At 70.0% G+C, this 19,331-nt stretch carries 13 protein-coding genes and 3 rRNA genes; 15 read left to right on the plus strand and 1 reads right to left on the minus strand.

The features are described 5' to 3' along the window. Positions 1-140: 140 nt before the first annotated feature. The 9 genes from ECOMGDLI_RS30380 to argH all read left to right on the plus strand — a co-directional run bounded on the left by ECOMGDLI_RS30380 (position 141) and on the right by argH (position 9,923). Positions 141-1,700 carry a GGDEF domain-containing protein gene (locus ECOMGDLI_RS30380; RefSeq protein WP_088320563.1) on the plus strand — a complete coding sequence of 520 codons (1,560 nt, stop codon included), beginning with the start codon at positions 141-143 and terminating at the stop codon, positions 1,698-1,700. An 82-nt stretch (positions 1,701-1,782) separates the two neighbouring features. Next, positions 1,783-2,832, plus strand: coding sequence for an N-acetyl-gamma-glutamyl-phosphate reductase (gene argC, locus ECOMGDLI_RS30385; RefSeq protein ID WP_088320564.1), 1,050 nt, complete (start codon positions 1,783-1,785; stop codon positions 2,830-2,832). A gap of 185 nt (positions 2,833-3,017) precedes the next feature. Further along, positions 3,018-3,491 carry an ACT domain-containing protein gene (locus tag ECOMGDLI_RS30390; RefSeq protein WP_198955323.1) on the plus strand — a complete coding sequence of 158 codons (474 nt, stop codon included), beginning with the start codon at positions 3,018-3,020 and terminating at the stop codon, positions 3,489-3,491. Next, on the plus strand, positions 3,488-4,672 hold the full coding sequence (gene argJ / locus ECOMGDLI_RS30395) for a bifunctional glutamate N-acetyltransferase/amino-acid acetyltransferase ArgJ (protein ID WP_233153689.1): 1,185 nt from the start codon (positions 3,488-3,490) through the stop codon (positions 4,670-4,672). Before ECOMGDLI_RS30390 ends, argJ begins: the two co-directional genes overlap by 4 nt. After that, on the plus strand, positions 4,669-5,598 hold the full coding sequence (argB, locus tag ECOMGDLI_RS30400; protein WP_088320566.1) for an acetylglutamate kinase: 930 nt from the start codon (positions 4,669-4,671) through the stop codon (positions 5,596-5,598). The genes argJ and argB overlap by 4 nt, the downstream gene beginning before the upstream one ends. After that, positions 5,595-6,851 carry an acetylornithine transaminase gene (locus ECOMGDLI_RS30405; RefSeq protein ID WP_088320567.1) on the plus strand — a complete coding sequence of 419 codons (1,257 nt, stop codon included), beginning with the start codon at positions 5,595-5,597 and terminating at the stop codon, positions 6,849-6,851. The genes argB and ECOMGDLI_RS30405 overlap by 4 nt, the downstream gene beginning before the upstream one ends. A gap of 30 nt (positions 6,852-6,881) precedes the next feature. After that, on the plus strand, positions 6,882-7,826 hold the full coding sequence (gene argF, locus ECOMGDLI_RS30410; protein ID WP_198955324.1) for an ornithine carbamoyltransferase: 945 nt from the start codon (positions 6,882-6,884) through the stop codon (positions 7,824-7,826). Next, a complete protein-coding gene (locus ECOMGDLI_RS30415; RefSeq protein WP_088320568.1) occupies positions 7,823-8,359 on the plus strand; it encodes an arginine repressor in 537 nt (178 codons plus the stop codon). The genes argF and ECOMGDLI_RS30415 overlap by 4 nt, the downstream gene beginning before the upstream one ends. A 76-nt stretch (positions 8,360-8,435) precedes the next feature. Further along, positions 8,436-9,923, plus strand: coding sequence for an argininosuccinate lyase (argH, locus tag ECOMGDLI_RS30420; protein ID WP_088320569.1), 1,488 nt, complete (start codon positions 8,436-8,438; stop codon positions 9,921-9,923). A 72-nt stretch (positions 9,924-9,995) separates the two neighbouring features. Here argH and ECOMGDLI_RS30425 read toward each other — a convergent pair whose 3' ends face one another. After that, the gene (locus ECOMGDLI_RS30425; protein WP_088320570.1) at positions 9,996-10,745 is read right to left on the minus strand and encodes an alanyl-tRNA editing protein; all 750 of its coding nucleotides are present in this window, start codon (positions 10,743-10,745) and stop codon (positions 9,996-9,998) included. Positions 10,746-10,784: 39 nt separating this feature from the next. Between ECOMGDLI_RS30425 and ECOMGDLI_RS30430 the strand changes: the two genes are divergently transcribed. The 6 genes from ECOMGDLI_RS30430 to ECOMGDLI_RS30455 all read left to right on the plus strand — a co-directional run bounded on the left by ECOMGDLI_RS30430 (position 10,785) and on the right by ECOMGDLI_RS30455 (position 19,247). Then, entirely contained in the window at positions 10,785-11,447 is a 663-nt protein-coding gene (locus ECOMGDLI_RS30430) for a DNA-3-methyladenine glycosylase (protein ID WP_088320571.1), read from the plus strand. A gap of 67 nt (positions 11,448-11,514) precedes the next feature. Then, positions 11,515-12,789, plus strand: coding sequence for a tyrosine--tRNA ligase (tyrS, locus tag ECOMGDLI_RS30435; protein ID WP_088320572.1), 1,275 nt, complete (start codon positions 11,515-11,517; stop codon positions 12,787-12,789). Positions 12,790-13,384: 595 nt separating this feature from the next. Next, a 16S ribosomal RNA gene (locus tag ECOMGDLI_RS30440) occupies positions 13,385-14,900 on the plus strand. 476 nt (positions 14,901-15,376) lie between these two features. After that, positions 15,377-18,485: ribosomal RNA gene (locus ECOMGDLI_RS30445) — 23S ribosomal RNA — on the plus strand. A 152-nt stretch (positions 18,486-18,637) separates the two neighbouring features. After that, positions 18,638-18,754: ribosomal RNA gene (gene rrf / locus ECOMGDLI_RS30450) — 5S ribosomal RNA — on the plus strand. Together the 16S, 23S and 5S rRNA genes form the textbook arrangement of a ribosomal RNA operon. A gap of 85 nt (positions 18,755-18,839) precedes the next feature. Next, entirely contained in the window at positions 18,840-19,247 is a 408-nt protein-coding gene (locus ECOMGDLI_RS30455) for a VOC family protein (RefSeq protein ID WP_088320578.1), read from the plus strand. The last annotated feature ends 84 nt before the right edge of the window (positions 19,248-19,331 follow it).

Raw genomic sequence — 19,331 nt, forward strand, 5'->3', positions numbered from 1 at the left:
CATGCGTGGATCCCGGCGGGACGGCCCCGGATGTGATCGATACCGGCTAGATTGCCCGGTCCCGGGACAGCCAGGGTCCCGGGTGACCGGTGCGTGGCCCCGCGCCGGCCAGGTCATCGGGCTGCCTTGCGAGGAGCACCGTGATCCCGTCGGTGACGACCCTGCGCGCTGCGGCGCGGCCCCGGGCGGGCGGAGCGCCCGCGCTGCTCGCGGCGGCGGCGGGTGTCGGTCCGGCCGTCGTGCTCCTCGCCGGGCTGGGCCCGCTGCGCGTCCGGGTCGTCCTCGCCTGGGTCCTGCTCGTCGCCGTCCACCTCACCCTCGCCGTGCGCGCGTGGCAGGTCGTCCGGACGCCGACGACGGGGCCGGCGACGCGCCGGGTCTGGCGCGGTGCCGCGGTCGCCGGACTCGTCTTCCTCGTCGGGGACGCCGTCCAGCTCGTCGTCGTCGCGACCCGCCCGGAGGTGACGCTCGCCGTCGCCGTGGGCGTCCCGGTGCAGGGGTTGCTCGTGCTCGCCGGGACCGGCGTCGTCATCGTCGTCTTCCTGCTCGAACCGCTGCGGCTGGGCTCGCGACGGGCGGCGGTGCGGTTCTGCCTCGACCTCGTGATCGTCCTGGCCGTGGCGGCGACCTGCGGCACGTACCTCATGGGCGTGACCGTCGGGTCGAGCCGGACGGACACCCTGCTCGCCGTCCTCACCGGGCCGGGTCTGTTCATCGTCGCGACCTTCGCCGTCGCCAAGGTCGCGCTCGGCCAGGTCCGGCCCTTCTCGTTGCCGGCCGGTCTGCTGCTCGTCGCGGCGGCGGGTGCGGAGGCCGTCCTCCAGGCGGTCGGTCCCGGGCTCGTGGCCCACGGCCGGCTGTCCGCGCTGCTCCTGCTGCACGTCGCGGCGAACGGGCTGCTCGCCGCAGCGGCCACCGTCCAGCTCGCGCACGTCCGGACGGGTGCGGGGGACGGGCGGGCCGGTCCGCGCCGGCTGGCGCTGGTGCCCTTCCTGGCCGTCGCGATCTCGAACGCGCTGCTCGTCCGGGCGCTCGCCGTCCGCGGGCTCGACGGGCCGGCGTGGGTCGCCGCGACGGGTGCGGTCTGCGTCACGGCGCTCGTCGTCGCCCGCCAGGTCGTCGTGGTCGTCGAGCTGGACCGGGCGCTGCGCGACCGGGACCGGCTCGCCGGCAGGCTCCGGCACCAGGCGTTCCACGACCCGTTGACCGGCCTGGCGAACCGGGCCCGCTTCGAGGAGGTGCTCGAGGCGGCCATCGGCACCGCGGGCGAGGACGACCGGCTCGTGCTCCTCGTCCTCGACCTCGACGGGTTCAAGCCGGTCAACGACGCCTACGGGCACGCGACGGGGGACCGGGTGCTCGAGGTCGTCGCTCGCCGGCTCGGCGGGTGCGTCCGGGAGGGCGACCTCGTCGCACGGATCGGCGGCGACGAGTTCGCGCTCGTCGTGCACGGCCGTGCGGCGGACGCGGACGTCGTCGCCCGCCGGGTCGTCGACGCCGTCGCCGAGCCGGTGCGCCTCGACGGCCGGTCCGACGACCACGAGCCCGTCTCGGTGCGCGTCGGTGCGAGCGTCGGCGGGGTCGTCGCGGCCGACCCCGCGCGGCTCACCGGGGCGGGGGACCTGCTGCACCGCGCCGACCTGGCCATGTACGAGGCGAAACGCCTCGGGACCGGCCGGTACGTCCTGCGGGACGTCTGACCGGTCGGGGTAGCCTGGTGAGGAGCACGCCGGGCCGGCCGATGCGTGCATGAACATGCGCTCCGATGTATAGTCATGCGTCATGGCGATCCGGGCGGCGGTAGCGGGCGCGAGCGGGTACGCGGGCGGTGAGCTGCTCCGGCTCCTGCTCGGTCACCCCGACATCGAGATCGGCGCCCTGACCGCCGCGTCCAGCGCCGGAAGCCTGCTCGGCGACCACCAGCCGCACCTGCCGCAGCTCACCGACCGGGTCCTCGTGCCGACCGACGCCGAGCACCTCGCGGGTCACGACCTCGTCTTCCTCGCGCTGCCGCACGGTGCCAGCGGCCCCATCGCCGCCGAGCTCCCGCCGGACGTCGTCGTCGTCGACTGCGGCGCGGACCACCGGCTCTCCGACCCCCTCGCGTGGAAGGAGTTCTACGGCAGCGACCACGCCGGCACGTGGCCGTACGGCCTGCCCGAGCTGGTCCGGGCCGACGGCTCGACCCAGCGCGAGACCCTCGCCGGGGCCCGCCGGGTCGCCGTGCCCGGCTGCTACCCGACGGCGGTGAGCCTGGCCCTCGCGCCCGGCTTCGCCGCGGGCCTGCTCGAGCCGGACGTCGTCGTCGTCGCGGCGAGCGGCACCTCGGGTGCCGGCCGGGCCGTCAAGGCGAACCTGCTCGGCAGCGAGGTGATGGGCTCGATGAGCCCGTACGGGGTCGGCGGCGTCCACCGGCACACCCCCGAGATGGAGCAGAACCTCGGCCTCGCCGCCGGGGCGCCGGTCTCCGTCTCGTTCACCCCGACGCTCGCGCCGATGGCCCGCGGCATCATCGCGACCTGCACGGCGCGGCTCGCGGCGGGCGCGCCGTCCGACTCGGCCGCCGTCCGCGCCGCCTGGGTCGAGCAGTACGCCGACGAGCCCTTCGTCCACGTCCTGCCCGAGGGCCGCTGGCCGCGGACGGCCGACACGCTCGGCGCGAACACCGTCCTGCTCCAGGTCGCGGTCGACGCCCGGACGGGCCGGGTCGTCGTCGTGGCCTGCGAGGACAACCTCACCAAGGGCACCGCCGGCGGCGCGATCCAGTCCGCGAACCTCGCCCTCGACCTGCCCGAGGCCCGGGGGCTGCCGGTGAGCGGGCTCGCACCATGAGTACCCTCACTGCACTGCCTCCCGGCGCGGCCCGTCCGGCGGCGGCATCCGGCACGACCTCGCGCGACGACGTGCGAGGCCCTGCAACGCAAGTCCCGGCCGGGGACGTCGGACCGACGTCCCTCGACAACGCCGCGGCGACGGGCCACCCTCGTCCTGCGGCCACGGTGCTCGGAGGAGATCGAGTGCGTCTCGTCGTCAACCCCCAAGCTGTTGCTGTCGTCCGCCTGCCGGCGGGCGCGCCCCACCCCGACTGGGCCGTCGGGCCGCCGCTCGTGAGCATCACCCGGACCGCGGACGAGACGTCCGTCGTGTGCGCGACGTCGTGCGTCCCGGACGACGTCCCGGGCCCGGTCGAGGGCCCGCTCGTCGCCGTCACCGTCGACGAGGTGCTCGAGTTCAGCCAGGTCGGCATCCTCGTCGCGCTGCTCAAGCCGCTCGCGGACGCGGGGATCCCGGTCCTCACCGTCTCGACGTTCGACACCGACTGGGTGCTCCTGCCGGCGGCGAAGGCCGCGGCCGCGGCGTCGGTCTGGCACGCGGCCGGGCACGACGTCGAGGACCGGTCGAACCACCCCGGCGCCCCCGGCGACTCGAGCCACCCGGACCGGGTCCCGGCGGTCGTCGTCCCGGCTGACGAGGCCGCGGGGCTGTCGTGAGCGGTGCGGCAGCGGCCGGCGCCCCCGCGGGGGTGACCGGCCCGGCGGGCTTCCGGGCGGCCGGGGTCACCGCGGGGCTCAAGGCGAGCGGCCGCCCGGACCTCGCCCTCGTCGTCAACGACGGCCCGGCCCGGGCCGCGGCCGGCGTCTTCACGAGCAACCGGGTGCAGGCCGCGCCCGTGGTCTGGAGCCGGCAGGTCCTCGCGGACGGCCGGGTCGACGCCGTCGTCCTCAACTCGGGCGGCGCCAACGCGTGCACCGGCAGCGAGGGCTTCCTCGACACCCACCGGACGGCGGAGCATGTTGCCGGGGTCCTCGGGGTCTCCGCCGGCGACGTCGCCGTCTGCTCGACGGGTCTCATCGGCGAACGGCTGCCGATGGACCGGCTGCTGCCGGGCGTCGACGCGGCCGCGGCGGCGCTGTCGGTGACGGGCGGCCCGGACGCCGCGGTCTCGATCATGACGACCGACACGGTCCCGAAGACGGTCCACGTCGTGCGGGAGGGCTGGAGCGTCGGCGGCATGGCCAAGGGCGCGGGGATGCTCGCGCCCGGGCTGGCGACGATGCTCGTCGTCCTCACGACGGACGCCGTCGCCGACCCGGACGCGCTCGACGCCGTCCTGCGCGCCGCGACCGCCCGTACCTTCGACCGCGTCGACTCCGACGGGTGCATGTCGACGAACGACACCGTGCTGCTCCTGTCGAGCGGCGCGTCCGGGGTCGCGCCGCCCGCCGAGGACCTCGCGGCCGCCGTCGAGGAGGCCTGCGCGGCGCTCGCCCGGATGCTCGTCGGGGACGCCGAGGGCGCGAGCCACGACATCGCCGTCCGGGTCGTCAACGCCGCGACCGAGGCCGAGGCCGTCGAGGTCGCGCGCGCCGTGACCCGCAGCAACCTCTTCAAGGCCGCGGTGTTCGGCAACGACCCGAACTGGGGGCGGGTGCTCTCCGCCGTGGGCACGACGTCCGCGCAGTTCGACCCGCTCGCCCTCGACGTGAGCATCAACGGCGTCCAGGTCTGCCGGGCCTGCGGCGTCGGCGAGGACCGCACGAAGGTCGACATGGCGGCGGCCCGCGAGGTGCACGTCGTCGTCGACCTCCACGCCGGTGCGGCCGAGGCGACGGTCTGGACGAACGACCTCACCCACGACTACGTCCACGAGAACAGCGCCTACTCGACATGACCGACCACACCGCCGCCGTCGCGGCCCTGCCACCGGGTGCCAAGGCGCAGGTCCTCGTCGAGGCGCTGCCCTGGCTGCAGCGGTTCGCGGGCGAGATCGTCGTCGTCAAGTACGGCGGCAACGCCATGGTCGACGAGACGCTCAAGCACGCCTTCGCGCAGGACATGGTCTTCCTGCGGTCTGTCGGGCTCAAACCGGTCGTCGTCCACGGCGGCGGCCCGCAGATCTCCTCGATGCTCGCCCGGCTCGGGATCGCGAGCGAGTTCCGCGGCGGGCTCCGCGTCACGACGCCCGAGGCGATGGACGTCGTCCGGATGGTCCTCGTCGGGCAGGTCGGCCGCGAGCTCGTCGGTCTCGTCAACGCCAACGGCGGTCGCGGTGTCGGGCTGTCGGGCGAGGACGCCGGCCTGTTCCGCGCCGAGCGCCGCGGGGCGGTCGTCGACGGCGAGGTCGTCGACGTCGGGCTCGTCGGGGACGTCGTCGAGGTCGACCCGGCCGCGGTGCTCGACCTCATCGAGGCCGGTCGCGTCCCCGTCGTCTCGACGGTCGCGCCGGACGACGACGGCCAGGTGCTCAACGTCAACGCGGACACCGCGGCCGCGGCTCTCGCCGTGGCACTGGGCGCGGTGAAGCTCGTCGTCCTCACCGACGTCGAGGGCGTCTACGCCGACTGGCCCGACCGGTCCTCGCTGCTGTCGAGCATCACGACGACCGAGCTGGAGAAGCTGCTGCCGTCCCTGGAGTCCGGGATGGTCCCGAAGATGGAGGCCTGCCTGCGCGCGGTGCAGGGCGGCGTCCCCCAGGCCACCGTCATCGACGGGCGCGTCCCGCACAGCGTGCTCCTCGAGGTCTTCACGCCCGAGGGCGTCGGCACGATGGTGCTGCCGGACCCGCGTTCGCCCGACTCCCCAGGAGCCACCTCATGACCGCCGATCTCCAGCAACCCGCCGCGGGCCTGAGCGGCGAGGCGTGGACGCGCCGGTACTCCTCGGCGGTCATGAACACCTTCGGCACGCCCCAGCGCGTCCTCGTCCGCGGCGAGGGCTGCTACGTCTGGGACGCCGACGGCACCCGCTACCTCGACCTGCTCGGCGGCATCGCCGTCAACGTCCTCGGCCACGCGCACCCGTTCCTCACGTCCGCGGTGACCGCGCAGCTGGCCACGCTCGGGCACGTCTCGAACTTCTTCGCGACGGCGCCCCAGGTCGCGCTCGCCGAGCGGATCCTCGAGCTGCTCGACGCACCCGCCGGCTCGCGGGTGTTCTTCACGAACTCCGGCGCCGAGGCGAACGAGGGCGCGTTCAAGCTCGCGCGCCGCACCGGCCGCAGCGGCATGGTCGCCGCCGAGGGCGCGTTCCACGGCCGCACCATGGGCGCCCTCGCGCTGACCCACAAGCCCGCGTACCGCGAGCCGTTCGAACCGCTGCCCGGGGACGTCGTCCACGTGCCGTTCGGGGACGTCGCCGCCCTCGGGTCCGCGGTGGGGCCGCGGACGGCGGCCGTCGTCCTGGAGCCGGTCCAGGGCGAGGCCGGCGTCCGGCCGGCGCCGGCGGGCTACCTCGCGGCGGCCCGCGAGATCACCTCGGCCGCCGGCGCCCTGCTCGTCCTCGACGAGGTGCAGACCGGGGTCGGCCGCACCGGGCGCTGGTTCGCCCACCAGCACCCGCACCTCGGCGCGGACGCCGCCGGCACCGGGCCGGTCGTCGTCCCGGACGTCGTCACCCTCGCCAAGGGCCTCGGCGGCGGCATCCCGGTCGGCGCCGTCGTCGGTCTGGGGGAGCGCGCGGGCAGCCTGCTCGGCCCCGGCCAGCACGGGACAACGTTCGGCGGCAACCCGGTCGCCGCCGCGGCCGCGCTCGCGACCCTGCACGTCATCGAGCGCGACGGCCTGCTCGAGAACGCCCGCACCGTCGGCGCCCGGATCCGTTCCGGCGTCGAGGGTCTCGGGCACCCTCTCGTCACCGGCACCCGCGGAGAGGGCCTGCTCGTCGCCGTCCAGCTCGGGGCACCGGTCGCCGCCGCGACCGCGAACGCGTTGCTGCAGGCCGGGTTCGTCGTCAACGCCGTCGGCCCGGACGCGCTGCGCCTCGCCCCGCCCCTCATCCTCACCGCGGAGCAGGCCGACACGTTCGTCGCCGCCCTGCCCGCCGCCCTCGACGCCGCTGCCGCGGCCCTGTGACGCCCCGCCGGTCCTGACCAGGAGACCCCCATGACGCTGCGCCACTTCCTCCGGGACGACGACCTGTCGCCCTCCGAGCTCCTCGAGGTGCTCGACCTCGCCGACGCGCTGAAGAAGGACCGGTTCGCGGCCCGGCCGCTCGAGGGCCCGCAGGCGGTCGCGGTGATCTTCGACAAGTCCTCGACCCGCACCCGGGTCTCCTTCAGCGTCGGCGTCGCCGAGCTCGGCGGCTACCCGCTCGTCATCGACGCCCAGGGCAGCCAGATGGGCCGCGGCGAGAGCATCGAGGACACCGCACGGGTCCTCGGCCGCCAGGTCTCCGCGGTCGTCTGGCGGACGTTCGGCCAGGACCGCGTCGAGGCGATGGCCGCCGCGGCCGGAGTCCCCGTCGTCAACGCGCTCACCGACGAGTTCCACCCGTGCCAGCTCCTCGCCGACCTGCAGACGGTCCGGGAGCGGCACGGCCGGCTCGCCGGGCTGACCCTGACCTACCTCGGCGACGGCGCGAACAACATGGCGCACTCGTACCTGCTCGCCGGCGCCAACGCCGGGATGCACGTGCGGGTCGGCACCCCAGAGGGCTACCTGCCGGCCCCCGCTGTCGTCGCGGACGCCGCGGTGCGCGCGGAGCAGACCGGCGGCTCGGTCCTCGTGACCCACGACCCGGCCGCGGCCGCGGACGGCGCGGACGTCCTCGCGACGGACACCTGGGTCTCGATGGGCCAGGAGGGCGAGGCCGCCGACCGGTCGGCGCCCTTCGTGCCGTACGCCGTCGACGAGGCGGCGCTCGCCCGCGCGGCCGCCGGGTGCGTCGTCCTGCACTGCCTGCCGGCGTACCGCGGCAAGGAGATCGCCGCATCGGTCATCGACGGACCGGCGTCGGCGGTCTGGGACGAGGCGGAGAACCGGCTCCACGCGCAGAAGGCGCTGCTCGTCTGGCTCCTGGAGAAGTCCCGGGCGGGGCGGTCTCGGTGACCGGCGCCCGGTCCGTGCCCGTCGAGACGCACGCGACGACGAAGACCGCCCGGCACCGGCACATCGTCGCCGTGCTGCGGCGCACGACCGTGCGCTCCCAGGTCGAGCTCGCGGAGCTGCTCGCCGCCGACGGCTTCGTCGTCACCCAGGCGACGCTGTCCCGCGACCTCGTCGAGCTCGGCGCGGTCAAGGTGCGCCACGAGGGCGGTCTCGTCTACGCCGTCCCGGGCGAGGGCGGCGACCGCACCCCGCGCGTGGGGATCGACGCCGAGTGGCTCGACGCGCGGCTCGAGCGGCTCTGCGAGGAGCTGCTCGTCACGGCCGAGGCGTCGGCGAACCTCGTCGTGCTGCGCACCCCGCCGGGCGCCGCGCAGTTCCTCGCCTCGGCGATCGACCAGTCCGTGCTGCCCGCCGTCCTCGGCACGATCGCCGGGGACGACACCGTGCTCGTCGTCACCCGGGAGCCCGCCGGCGGCGCGGACGTCGCCGCCCGGCTGCTCGCCCTCGCGTCGCACGGAGAGGGCCGCGGCTGAGCCGCGTACCGTCGTCCACCGCAGTCCGACACCGTCCGGTCCGCCGGACCCGCACGTCCCGACAGGAGAACGTCCCGTGACCCAGGCACCCGAGCACCCGACGACGCCCGCACCCGGTGCGCCGCTCAAGCTGTGGGGAGGCCGCTTCGCCTCGGGCCCGTCGGCGGCGCTCGAGGCGCTGTCGGCGTCGGTGCACTTCGACTGGGTGCTCGCGCCGTACGACCTCGCCGGCTCCCGGGCCCACGCCCGGGTGCTCGCGGCGGCCGGGCTGCTCGACGACGCGTCGCTGACGGCGATGCTCGCCGGGCTCGACGCGCTCGAGGCGGACGTCGCGAGCGGCGCCTTCGTCGGGACGCCTGCCGACGAGGACGTCCACACCGCGCTCGAGCGCGGCCTCATCGAGCGGGTCGGCCCCGAGGTCGGCGGCCGGCTGCGCGCGGGCCGCTCCCGCAACGACCAGGTCGCCACGCTCTACCGGATGTACCTGCGCGACCGCGCCCGTGACGTCGCGCTCTGCCTGCTCGACCTCGCCGACGTCCTCGTTGCGCGCGCCGCCGAGCACCCCGAGGCGCCGATGCCGGGGCGCACGCACTTCCAGCACGCCCAGCCGGTGCTCCTCGCGCACCACCTCCAGGCGCACGCGCAGGCCATCGCGCGGGACGTCGAGCGGCTCGTCGACTGGGACCGCCGCGCCGACGAGTCGCCGTACGGCTCGGGCGCGCTCGCCGGCTCCTCCCTCGGCCTCGACCCGGCCGCCGTCGCCCGCGAGCTGGGGTTCTCGCGCTCCAGCGAGAACTCCATGGACGGCACGTCGAGCCGGGACGTCGTCGCGGAGGTCGCTTTCGTCCTCGCGATGGCCGCGGTCGACGTCTCCCGGATCGCCGAGGAGGTCGTCGTCTGGACGACCGCCGAGTTCGGGTTCGCGCGCCTCGACGACGCCTACGCGACGGGGTCGTCGATCATGCCGCAGAAGAAGAACCCGGACGTCGCCGAGCTCGCCCGCGGCAAGGCCGGCCGGCTCGTCGGCAACCTCACCGGGTTCCTCACGACCCTCAAGGCGCTGCCGCTGGCGTACAACCGCGACCTCCAGGAGGACAAGGAGCCCGTCATCGACTCGGTGACGCAGATGCTCCTCGTGCTGCCGGCGTTCTCCGGGCTCGTCGCGACGATGCGCTTCGACACCGACCGGATGGCGGCGCTCGCCCCCGCCGGGTTCTCGCTCGCGACCGACGTGGCGGAGTGGCTCGTCCGTCAGGGGGTGCCGTTCCGGGTCGCGCACGAGGTCGCGGGGGAGTGCGTGCAGGTCTGCGAGGGCCGTGGCATCGAGCTCGCCGACCTGTCGGACGCCGACCTCGCGGCGATCAGCCCCCACCTGACGCCCGACGTGCGCGACGTCCTCGACGTGGCCGGCTCGCTGGCCTCCCGCGACGGCATCGGCGGGACGGCACCCGTGCGCGTGGCCGAGCAGCGGCAGCGCCTCCACGACCGGCTGGCGGCGCTGCGGGGCTGGGCGATCAGACCGGTCACCCCCGTGGCGCGGGCGGCCACCAAGGCCGCCCCCTGACCGCTCATGCTCGCGGTGGGTACCGTTCCGCGCCGCTCCGATTCCTGATTCCGGTACCGGGCGCGAGCATCGTCAGTCGGTGACGCGCACCCGCAGCCGGCGGAACCCCTTGCCCTTGTTCTCGATCTTGACGATCTCGAGCCCGCCGATCTGACGCGTCGACGCGACGTGGGTGCCCGCGTCCGCCTGGGTGTCGAGCCCCGCGATGTCGACGACCCGGACGATCTCGAGGTCGTCGGGCAGCAGGTTCGTCGCCGTCCGGATGAGGTCCGGGTAGGTCGAGAAGGCCACGTCGCGGGGGAGGGTCGTCGTCGTGATCGCGCGGTCGGCACCGACCTCGGCGGCGCACGCCGCGGCGACCGCGTCCCGGAAGCCAACGGGCACCTCGGGGAGGTTGAAGTCCATCCGGGCCTCGAGGGGCTCCATGTTCCCACCGGTCACGAGAGCGCCGAAGTCGCGGAACACGACGCCGGAGAGCAGATGCAGGCCGGAGTGGGTGCGCATGAGCGCCGTCCGGCGGTCGTCCTCGACGGCGCCGCGGACGGCGGTGCCGACCGGCGGCAGCGGGTCGCCGTCCGCCGGGAGCAGGGCGAGGTCGTCGCCCTTGCGGACGCCGACGATCCGGGTCTGGACGCCGCCCCACAGCAGCACGCCGTGGTCGGGCGGCTGCCCGCCGCCGCCCGGGTAGAACGCCGACCGGTCGAGGACGACCCCGGTCTCCGCGTCGCTCGCGAGGACGACGGCGTCCCACTCGCGCAGGGTCTGGTCGCCGAGCTCGAGCCGGTGCGTGCGGCCGTGCAGGTCCGCGCTGTTCGCTGCCACGGCCGGTCAGCGTAGGCCCTGTCCTCGTAGGGTGGCCGGGTGGCTCGGCGACGACGGCTCACCCGGCGCGACCTCTCGCCGGTCTCCCTCGACCTGGCCCCGGCGCTGCTCGGCGCGGTGATCGTGCACACGACGCCGCACGGACGGGTCGGCGTCCGGCTCACCGAGGTCGAGGCGTACATGGGCGGCGAGGACCCCGGCTCGCACGCCTTCCGCGGCCGCACCCCGCGGACCGCGGTGATGTTCGGACCGCCCGGCCGGCTCTACGTCTACTTCACGTACGGGATGCACTGGTGCGCGAACGTCGTGTGCGGTCCGGACGGCGAGGCGACCGCCGTCCTGCTGCGCGCCGGCGAGGTCGTCGAAGGGCTGGACCTCGCGCGCTCGCGCCGCCCGTCGGCGCGCAAGGACGTCGACCTCGCGCGCGGCCCGGCCCGGCTGGCGACCGCGCTCGGCATCGCCAAGGCCGAGGACGGCGCGGACCTGTGCGCAGCGGACGGCGCCCTGCGGCTGCATGCGGGGGAGCCGTACGACCCGGCCCTGCTGCGCACCGGCCCGCGGGTCGGCGTCGCCGGGGCGGGCGGCGACGCGGTCGCGTTCCCCTGGCGGTTCTGGCTGGACGGCGAACCGACGGTCTCGGTCTTCCGCCCCGGGGTGACGCGCCGCCGGGGTATCGCGTCGCCTTCGACGGGCGGTGTCTGAGACGCTCTGAGCGACCACCGAGAGGCGCCGGTGCCGCCGGCGTCCGACCGAGAGGACGGCAGAAGCCGTGAGTGACCCCCGGGGCAACGCCCTCGACGAGCTCGCCTGGCGCGGGCTCGTCGCACTGTCCACCGACGAGGAGGCCCTGCGGGCCGCGTTGGCGGCAGGCCCCGTGACCTTCTACTGCGGCTTCGACCCGACGGCACCGAGCCTGCACATGGGCAACCTCGTCCAGCTGCTCACGATGCGCCGGCTGCAGGAGTTCGGGCACCGCCCGCTCGTGCTCGTCGGCGGGGCGACCGGGCTCATCGGCGATCCGAGGATGTCCGGGGAGCGGGTGCTGAACTCCCGCGACACGGTGGCCGGGTGGGTCGAGCGGATCCGCGGGCAGGTGCAGCGCTTCGTGTCGTTCGAGGGGGAGAACGCGGCGCAGGTCGTCAACAACCTCGACTGGACGGCGCCGATGTCGGCGATCGACTTCCTGCGCGACGTCGGCAAGCACTTCAGGGTGAACCGGATGCTCGCCAAGGAGGCCGTCAGCGCCCGGCTCAACTCCGAGTCGGGGATCAGCTTCACCGAGTTCAGCTACCAGATCCTCCAGGGGATGGACTTCCACGAGCTCTGGAAGCGCCACGGCTGCACGCTGCAGACGGGCGGCTCGGACCAGTGGGGCAACCTCACCGCCGGGACGGACCTCGTCCACCGTGCGGAGGGCGTCAGCGTCCACGCGCTCGCGACGCCTCTCGTCACCAAGGCCGACGGCACCAAGTTCGGCAAGACGGAGGGCGGCGCGATCTGGCTCGACGCGGAGATGACGTCGCCGTACGCCTTCTACCAGTTCTGGCTCAACGCCGAGGACGCCAAGGTGGGGGACTACCTGAAGATCTTCACCTTCCGCACGAGGGAGGAGATCGAGGCGCTGGACGAGTCCACCCGGGAGAAGCCTCAGGCCCGGGAGGCGCAGCGCGCCCTCGCGGAGGACGTCACGACCCTCGTCCACGGGGCGGAGGCCACCCGTCGGGTGCAGGAGGCGAGCCAGGCCCTCTTCGGGCGCGGTGACCTGGCCGGCCTGGACGCCGGGACGCTGCGGGACGCGGTCGCCGAGCTGCCGTCCGCCTCGGTACCGGCGGGGGAGCACCCGGTCGTGGACCTGTTCGCGGCCACAGGACTCGTCCAGAGCAAGTCCGCCGCACGGCGGGCGATCGCGGAGGGCGGGGCCTACGTGAACAACACCAAGGTCCTGGGTGAGGACGCGACCGTCGGTGGGGCCGACCTGCTGCACGGGCGCTGGATCCTGCTGCGCCGCGGACGGCGGTCGCTGGCGGCCGTCGAGGTGGGCTGATGCGCTGCCCCGCAGCAGGTTTCGGGCTCGTTGCCGAGTCGTTGCGGGGCGGTTCCAGCGGGTTCGGCCATGCACGGAGCACGGTCGCCGCACCCCGATTTGACTCGCGCTCCGTGCCTGCCTAATGTTTCACCTCGTCGCCCCGACGGGGAGGAACGGACACCGCGAGGTGGACGGTCCCCCGGGGCACCACCCCTCGGAAGAGATCCGGCGCAGGCCGTAAGGTCTGCGCGGCTCCTCCACGGGTGAACCCTCTCTCGAGGTCACACTGGGTAGCCGGATGTGACAGCGGGTACCGGGTAGGCTAGGCTGGAACCAAGCCCCGCGAAAACGACCGAGAGGTCGAAGTACTCGGGTGCGTCTGTTCCTTGAGAACTCAACAGCGTGCTTTGTAGTCGATGCCAAGAACCTCGTCTCGTGGGGTGCTGGCCGGCCGGATGGTTGGTTGGTGTCTTACGGGTCTTGGGATTCCTTTGGTTGATTGCAGATTGAGCTAGATGCTCGTTCTGTGTTTCGGCTGGGATTTTATGTTCGTAGTGTGTCTAGTTGTGTAGGGGTGCTCCTCCTCGTGGGGAGTGTTCTTGCGTATGAGACATCAACGGAGAGTTTGATCCTGGCTCAGGACGAACGCTGGCGGCGTGCTTAACACATGCAAGTCGAACGGTGAAGCCCTTCGGGGTGGATCAGTGGCGAACGGGTGAGTAACACGTGAGCAACCTGCCCCTGACTCTGGGATAACTACCGGAAACGGTGGCTAATACCGGATATGACGCCCTGTCGCATGGTGGGGTGTGGAAAGTTTTTCGGTCAGGGATGGGCTCGCGGCCTATCAGCTTGTTGGTGGGGTGATGGCCTACCAAGGCGACGACGGGTAGCCGGCCTGAGAGGGCGACCGGCCACACTGGGACTGAGACACGGCCCAGACTCCTACGGGAGGCAGCAGTGGGGAATATTGCGCAATGGGCGAAAGCCTGACGCAGCGACGCCGCGTGAGGGATGAAGGCCTTCGGGTTGTAAACCTCTTTCAGCAGGGAAGAAGCGAAAGTGACGGTACCTGCAGAAGAAGCACCGGCTAACTACGTGCCAGCAGCCGCGGTAATACGTAGGGTGCAAGCGTTGTCCGGAATTATTGGGCGTAAAGAGCTCGTAGGCGGTTTGTCGCGTCTGCTGTGAAAACCTGGGGCTTAACCCCGGGCCTGCAGTGGGTACGGGCAGACTAGAGTGCGGTAGGGGAGACTGGAATTCCTGGTGTAGCGGTGAAATGCGCAGATATCAGGAGGAACACCGGTGGCGAAGGCGGGTCTCTGGGCCGTAACTGACGCTGAGGAGCGAAAGCGTGGGGAGCGAACAGGATTAGATACCCTGGTAGTCCACGCCGTAAACGTTGGGCGCTAGGTGTGGGGCTCTTTCCACGAGTTCCGTGCCGCAGCAAACGCATTAAGCGCCCCGCCTGGGGAGTACGGCCGCAAGGCTAAAACTCAAAGGAATTGACGGGGGCCCGCACAAGCGGCGGAGCATGCGGATTAATTCGATGCAACGCGAAGAACCTTACCAAGGCTTGACATGGGCAGTAATCCGGCAGAGATGTCGGGTCCGTAAGGGCTGTTCACAGGTGGTGCATGGTTGTCGTCAGCTCGTGTCGTGAGATGTTGGGTTAAGTCCCGCAACGAGCGCAACCCTCGTTCCATGTTGCCAGCACGTAATGGTGGGGACTCATGGGAGACTGCCGGGGTCAACTCGGAGGAAGGTGGGGATGACGTCAAATCATCATGCCCCTTATGTCTTGGGCTTCACGCATGCTACAATGGCCAGTACAAAGGGCTGCGAGACCGTAAGGTGGAGCGAATCCCAAAAAGCTGGTCTCAGTTCGGATCGGGGTCTGCAACTCGACCCCGTGAAGTCGGAGTCGCTAGTAATCGCAGATCAGCAACGCTGCGGTGAATACGTTCCCGGGCCTTGTACACACCGCCCGTCACGTCACGAAAGTCGGTAACACCCGAAGCCGGTGGCCCAACCCGTAAGGGGGGGAGCCGTCGAAGGTGGGACTGGCGATTGGGACGAAGTCGTAACAAGGTAGCCGTACCGGAAGGTGCGGCTGGATCACCTCCTTTCTAAGGAGCATTCCTACCCAGTGTCCTGCGCTTGCGTGGGGGTTGGGTCAGGGGCCACGACCCGGGCGAGTGTCTCGGGTGTGGTGCTCAAGGGTGGAACATCGACTACGGCCTTCGGGTCCAGCAGGATTGTCTCTAGTACGCCAACGCCTTCGGGGGTTGGAAGGAACGAGTGTCTGCGGGGCGTGGGGGCCATCCGCACGCCGGCTGTCATCTTCGGAGTCTCTTCGGGGGTGGTGACGGTGGTGTGGGGAGCACGCTGTTGGGTCCTGAAGGAACAGACCGGCCCCGCAGGTCCTGCCAGGTTCGCTTGGTGGGGGTTGTGGGGCGGTGTGTTGCTTCGGTCGCGGACCGGCTCCTCAGTCATACCGCGCTCCTTGCCTGTACGGGCTTGTGGGTGTGGGTGCTGGGTGTGGGGGTTGGGGTCGTTGGTTGTTTGAGAACTGCACAGTGGACGCGAGCATCTTTGTATCTGTGGTCAAGTTTGTAAGGGCATACGGTGGATGCCTTGGCACCAGGAGCCGATGAAGGACGTAGGAGCCTGCGATAAGCCTCGAGGAGCTGGCAACCGAGCTGTGATTCGAGGATTTCCGAATGGGGAAACCCCGCCGGGTTCATTCCCGGTGACCCGCGCCTGAATATATAGGGCGTGTGGAGGGAACGTGGGGAAGTGAAACATCTCAGTACCCACAGGAAGAGAAAACAACAGTGATTCCGTGAGTAGTGGCGAGCGAAAGCGGAACAGGCTAAACCGATTGCGTGTTCAAGCCGGCAGGCGTTGCGTGGTCGGGGTCGTGGGACCTTTCTGACAGGTCTGCCGATCTGTCGAGGAGTGAGAAAGTCGCGTCATAGTCGAAGGGTCTTGAATGGCCCGGCATAGAGGGTGGTACCCCCGTAGACGAAATGGCGTGGCCTCCTGAGGGTGTTCCCAAGTAGCACGGGGCCCGAGAAATCCCGTGTGAATCTGCCAGGACCACCTGGTAAGCCTAAATACTCCCTGGTGACCGATAGCGGACAAGTACCGTGAGGGAAAGGTGAAAAGTACCCCGGGAGGGGAGTGAAATAGTACCTGAAACCGTGTGCCTACAATCCGTCGGAGCCTTACGGGGTGACGGCGTGCCTTTTGAAGAATGAGCCTGCGAGTTAGTGGTATGTGGCGAGGTTAACCCGTGTGGGGAAGCCGTAGCGAAAGCGAGTCCGAATAGGGCGTTTGAGTCGCATGCTCTAGACCCGAAGCGGAGTGATCTACCCATGGCCAGGTTGAAGCGCGGGTAAGACCGCGTGGAGGACCGAACCCACCAGGGTTGAAAACCTGGGGGATGAGCTGTGGGTAGGGGTGAAAGGCCAATCAAACTCCGTGATAGCTGGTTCTCCCCGAAATGCATTTAGGTGCAGCGTCACGTGTTTCTTGCCGGAGGTAGAGCTACTGGATGGCCGATGGGCCCTACAAGGTTACTGACGTCAGCCAAACTCCGAATGCCGGTAAGTGAGAGCGTGGCAGTGAGACTGCGGGGGATAAGCTCCGTAGTCGAGAGGGAAACAGCCCAGAACACCAGCTAAGGCCCCCAAGCGTGTGCTAAGTGGGAAAGGATGTGGAGTTGCACAGACAACCAGGAGGTTGGCTTAGAAGCAGCCACCCTTTAAAGAGTGCGTAATAGCTCACTGGTCAAGTGATTCCGCGCCGACAATGTAGCGGGGCTCAAGCACACCGCCGAAGCTGTGTCATTCACGCATGTGCCAGGTCTTCGGATCCAGGCGTGTGGATGGGTAGGGGAGCGTCGTGTGGCGAGTGAAGCGGCGGGGTGACCCAGTCGTGGACGCCACACGAGTGAGAATGCAGGCATGAGTAGCGAAAGACGGGTGAGAAACCCGTCCGCCGAATGACCAAGGGTTCCAGGGCCAGGCTAATCCGCCCTGGGTAAGTCGGGACCTAAGGCGAGGCCGACAGGCGTAGTCGATGGACAACGGGTTGATATTCCCGTACCGGCGAAGAACCGCCCATATCGAACCCGGTGATGCTAACCACCTGAAACCTGAGTTCCCTTCGGGGGGCTTGGGCGGAGCGTGGGATCCGATCCGGTAGTAGGTAAGCGATGGTGTGACGCAGGAAGGTAGCCGCCGCGTGGCGATGGTAGTCCACGTCCAAGGGTGTAGGGCGAGGTGTAGGCAAATCCGCACCTCTCACTTCAATGTGGAGTCTGAGACCTGATGGTGACCGCATCAGCGGGAAGCAGGGTGATCCTATGCTGCCAAGAAAAGCATCTAGCGAGGTTCGAGCCGCCCGTACCCCAAACCGACTCAGGTGGTCAGGTAGAGAATACCAAGGCGATCGAGTGAATCGTGGTTAAGGAACTCGGCAAAATGCCCCCGTAACTTCGGGAGAAGGGGGGCCTGAGGGGTGAAGCCGCTTGCCGGCTAGCTCTTGAGGGCCGCAGAGACCAGGGAGAAGCGACTGTTTACTAAAAACACAGGTCCGTGCTAAGTCGCAAGACGATGTATACGGACTGACGCCTGCCCGGTGCTGGAACGTTAAGGGGACGGGTTAGCCGTAAGGCGAAGCTCAGAACTTAAGCGCCAGTAAACGGCGGTGGTAACTATAACCATCCTAAGGTAGCGAAATTCCTTGTCGGGTAAGTTCCGACCTGCACGAATGGCGTAACGACTTCTCCGCTGTCTCAACCGCGAACTCGGCGAAATTGCACTACGAGTAAAGATGCTCGTTACGCGCAGCAGGACGGAAAGACCCCGGGACCTTTACTACAGCTTGGTATTGGTGTTCGGAACGGCTTGTGTAGGATAGGTGGGAGACTGTGAAGCGGCCACGCCAGTGGTTGTGGAGTCAATCTTGAAATACCACTCTGGTCGTTCTGGATGTCTAACTTCGGTCCGTGATCCGGATCAGGGACAGTGCCTGGTGGGTAGTTTAACTGGGGCGGTTGCCTCCTAAAAGGTAACGGAGGCGCCCAAAGGTTCCCTCAGCCTGGTTGGCAATCAGGTGTCGAGTGTAAGTGCACAAGGGAGCTTGACTGCGAGACAGACATGTCGAGCAGGGACGAAAGTCGGGACTAGTGATCCGGCCGTGGTATGTGGAAACGCGGTCGCTCAACGGATAAAAGGTACCCCGGGGATAACAGGCTGATCTTGCCCAAGAGTCCATATCGACGGCATGGTTTGGCACCTCGATGTCGGCTCGTCGCATCCTGGGGCTGGAGTAGGTCCCAAGGGTTGGGCTGTTCGCCCATTAAAGCGGTACGCGAGCTGGGTTTAGAACGTCGTGAGACAGTTCGGTCCCTATCCGCTGCGCGCGCAGGAGACTTGAGAAGGGCTGTCCCTAGTACGAGAGGACCGGGACGGACGAACCTCTGGTGTGCCAGTTGTCCTGCCAAGGGCACCGCTGGTTAGCTACGTTCGGAAGGGATAACCGCTGAAGGCATCTAAGCGGGAAGCTCGCTTCAAGATGAGGTCTCCATGGACTTAGGTCTGAGAGGCTCCCAGCTAGACCACTGGGTTGATAGGCCGGATGTGGACGCGAGGACGAAAGACTCGTGTAGCTGACCGGTACTAATAAGCCGATAACTTGCCACACCCCACCCATCGGGAAACCGGTGCCGGCGGGGATCTGGTACTCAAGCACTGCTCGCGTCCACTGTGCGGTTCCCGAACCACCAACACCCCCACCCCTCGGGCCAACAGCCCTGAGCATCGGGTGGGGTCGCGTGTTGACAGTTCGACAGAGTTACGGCGGCCATAGCGGCAGGGAAACGCCCGGTCCCATTCCGAACCCGGAAGCTAAGCCTGCCTGCGCCGATGGTACTGCCCGGGGGACCGGGTGGGAGAGTAGGACGCCGCCGGACACCCATTGCCTGATGGCCACCCCACACGGGGTGGCCATCACGCATTTTGGCAACGTCGTCGACGCGTGGGAGGAACGAGGGCGTGGTGAGAGGCGGGCTGCACCACCTCGAGATCTGGGTCGCCGATCTGGACGGCGCCGTGCGGTCCTTCGGCTGGCTGCTCGCGGAGCTTGGCTGGGCGCAGGAGGGCTCGTGGCCGGTGGGACGCTCCTGGCGGTACGGAGAGACGTACCTCGTCCTCGAGGCGGGTCCTGACGTGGCCGATGGTGGCCACGAGCGTCTCCGACCGGGGTTGAACCACCTGGCGTTCCACGCGGGAAGCCGCGACGAGGTCGACCGGCTCGTCGCCGGCTGCGGTGACCACGGGTGGCGGCTCATGTTCCCCGACCGTCATCCCTACGCGGGCGGCCCGCAGCACTACGCCGCATACCTGGAGGACGAGTCCGGCTTCGAGGTCGAGCTCGTGGCGGAGGACCCTGCCGAGCAGCGATGAGGGCACTCCCGGTGCGTCGGAGGCGCGGTCAGACATCCCATGGGTTGGTTGGTCAAGCAGCGACGTGTGCGCGGTGGTGCCAGG

The sequence above is a fragment of the Kineosporia sp. R_H_3 genome (assembly GCF_002198675.1).
In the GTDB taxonomy this organism is placed as follows: domain Bacteria; phylum Actinomycetota; class Actinomycetes; order Actinomycetales; family Kineosporiaceae; genus R-H-3.